2 protein-coding genes are annotated in these 3,034 nt (G+C 38.1%); both read left to right on the forward strand.

Annotated elements, in window-relative coordinates; all coding sequences use genetic code 11:
• Positions 1-66: 66 nt before the first annotated feature.
• The gene (gene trkA, locus RCH56_RS07490; RefSeq protein ID WP_306484354.1) at positions 67-1,434 is read left to right on the forward strand and encodes a Trk system potassium transporter TrkA; all 1,368 of its coding nucleotides are present in this window, start codon (positions 67-69) and stop codon (positions 1,432-1,434) included.
• 2 nt (positions 1,435-1,436) lie between these two features.
• On the forward strand, positions 1,437-2,888 hold the full coding sequence (locus RCH56_RS07495) for a TrkH family potassium uptake protein (protein WP_306484355.1): 1,452 nt from the start codon (positions 1,437-1,439) through the stop codon (positions 2,886-2,888).
• Positions 2,889-3,034: the final 146 nt, after the last annotated feature.

The raw sequence follows: 3,034 nt of genomic DNA on the forward strand, positions 1-3,034 counted from the left end.
AGAATATATAGCCTATAGTTGATTTTAAATGGATAAGTGCTATACTTAAGTAATCTAGGAGGGAATATGAATATTATAATACTCGGAGCTGGTAAGGTAGGATCGTATCTTACTAGCGATTTGGCTGAAGAAGGCCACGATATTTTAGTAATAGATCACGACAAGGACGTCCTTGATAGGCTCCTTGCTTCCAATGATGTTATGGGCATTGTCGGAGATGGAAGAGACCCTGAGGTCTTAATCGATGCTAATGTGGGTAGTTGTGATTTATTTATTGCAATTACCCTATCTGATGATGTCAACTTAATCTCTTCAACCATGGCCAAAAAGCTAGGGGCTAAAAATATTATCATTAGACTTAGAGATCCTCAATACATGAAGCAAAAGGAGATTATCGAAGAGATTACATCAGCTACAAGGATAGTCAATCCAGAATCTATTGCTGCTAAGGATATCCAAAGAGCCCTTAAGTATTCACACGCCCTAAACGTGGAGGGATTTTTCAGAGACCAGGCTATCATGATGGAGATAGTTATATCGGAAGATTCAACACTCGCTGGGTCTAAGATATCTGACCTTAATGCTTATTCTGCAAATTATCACACCCTTATAGGGATTGTAAATAATAATGGTAAGATTTACATACCTCATGGATCCTACGTCCTTGAAAAGGGGGAGAAGATTTATGTAATCGGTGAGAAGGAAGGCGTAGATAGGTTTTATAAGCAGGAGGTTCTCGATAGATACGAGATTAAAAATGTTCTAATTATTGGAGCAGGGTCAATCTCAGATCATCTGACAGGTCTTCTCTTGGAGAGGGGCTTTGGTGTAACCTTAGTCGAGATCGACAAGGAGAAGGCAGAAGCCTTTAGTGAAAAGTACTCTGATGCTATAGTAATAAATGCAGATGGATCTGACCCTGACGTGCTCGAAGAAGTAAGGGTAAACACCTTCGATGCTATGGTTTGCCTTACAGGTATGGATGAGGAAAATATCTTGATTTCCTTACTTGGGAAGAAATACGGGATTGAAAAAATAATTTCCAAGGTAAACAGAATCAAGCTTATCAAGATGACAGGGATTTTAGATATAGATACTACCTTCACTCCAAAAAGGGTTGCCAGTGATGTTATAAATAGGATTATAAGAAGCAAGGAGAATGCTCGTGGCTCTTCTATAACTTCTTTATATAGGCTAGAAGATGATGAGGTAGAGGTAATTGAGTTTGCTGCAATTGAGCATTCAGAAATCTTTGGCAAGAAGCTAAAGGACTTAAACATCAGGGAAGATACATTAATCGCTTGTATAAAACATGAAGAGGGGGATGGGGCAATCGAAGTACCAAATGGAGATTCTATGATTTCTCTAGGAGATAGGGTTTTGGTCATTACCACAAACCATAGTTTCCAAACCATAGATGATATAGTGGATTAGATATGAACGAATCAATTGTAAAGTATACTATAGGAAGACTTATGCAGGTTTTGGCTATGCTATTGCTTTTTCCATTACTTGTAGGTCTAATATATAGGGAAAGTTTAATAGATTTAAGAAATTTTGTAATACCGATTATTTTAGCCTTTGTTCTAGGCACTTTTCTAACAAGAACTGGCGAATCTAATGGCCATATTTTCACTAAAGAAGCCATGTTTATCACAGCTTCATGTTGGATAATATTTTCTCTGATAGGAGCAATCCCCCTCTATCTAACAGCAAGTAACTATCCAAGCTTTGTCGATGCCTTTTTTGAGATGGCGAGTGGTTTTACTACTTGTGGAGCTTCAGTTGCAAGTAACGTGGAGCTTCTTCCTAATTCGATTATTTTTTGGAGGTCTTTCTCCCAAGGAGGAATGGGAATATTGGTCTTTACTCTTGCCATAATGCCAAAGGCAAACAAGGAGTCATCTTCCCTAATGCAGGCAGAAGTACCAGGACCAACCTTTGGCAAGATTACACCCAAATTATCCCATACAGCAAGGGTCCTTTATCTGATGTATATAGGCCTAACTGTAATTGTAATAATCTTTCTCCTTTTTGGAGGAATGAATTTATTTGATGCGATAATTCACGCTATGGGAACAGCTGGAACTGGTGGATTTTCCAATAAGGGCGCATCTATCGGGTATTACAATTCAAGATATATTGAGATAGTCCTATCTATAGCCATGCTTGCCTTCGGGGTCAACTTTAATGTTTATTATTTTTCACTCATAAGATCAGCTAGACAAGCATTCAAAAGTGAGGAGCTTTATTGGTATTTGGGCATAGTAGTTACGACTGCCCTACTTATCTTCTTTAACATAAGAAGTATGTACGATAGCTCGTTTTATACTGGAGTGACTTCCTTATTTACAGTATCCTCAATTATAACAACGACAGGATACGTATCCCTAGACTATGGGATCTGGCCACTTTTTTCTAGACATATCTTGATATTTTTGATGTTTGTCGGAGGCTGTGCAGGATCAACTGCAGGTGGAATAAAAGTTTCTAGATTTATAGTATTATTCAAATCAGCCCTAAATCAAATAAGAAAAGCCCTAAATCCACTTAGGGTGAGTGTAAACAAGATGGACGGTAAAAGGGTAGACAAGGAAGTAGAAGAATCCATTAATAGATATATTTTGGTTTACATCTTCTTGTTTATAATATTTATGCTAGTAGTAACCCTTGAGACAAATAACTTCGAATCAGCCTTCTCAGCGGTGGCCACAACTTTCAACAACGTAGGTCCAGGGCTAATAGACTTCGGCCCAGTAACAAGCTTTGAGGCAATGAGCAAACTATCAAAACTAACCCTAACCTTCGCCATGCTATTTGGAAGATTGGAACTATATCCAATGATACTCTTGTTTTCGGCGGGAACTTATAGGAATATTAGGAAGTAGGGGAGATATTTTTTATAAAATATCTTTGACTAAAAGTTATTTAGGAATAAATGTATTTATGTATTAAAATATATCTTAAAGCAGGGTTGGACCCTTCGAACCTCAGGGAGACAGCTAAGGGGGCGGCAGAGGCCCCCTCTACCTTT

The organism is Anaerococcus sp. (assembly GCF_030825785.1).
In the GTDB taxonomy this organism is placed as follows: domain Bacteria; phylum Bacillota; class Clostridia; order Tissierellales; family Peptoniphilaceae; genus Anaerococcus.

Excerpts from the sequence above, each read along its gene's own strand:
- RCH56_RS07495 (WP_306484355.1), top strand. The coding sequence starts at position 1,437 with ATGAACGAATCAATTGTAAAGTATACTATAGGAAGACTTATGCAGGTT.
- trkA (WP_306484354.1), top strand. The coding sequence starts at position 67 with ATGAATATTATAATACTCGGAGCTGGTAAGGTAGGATCGTATCTTACT.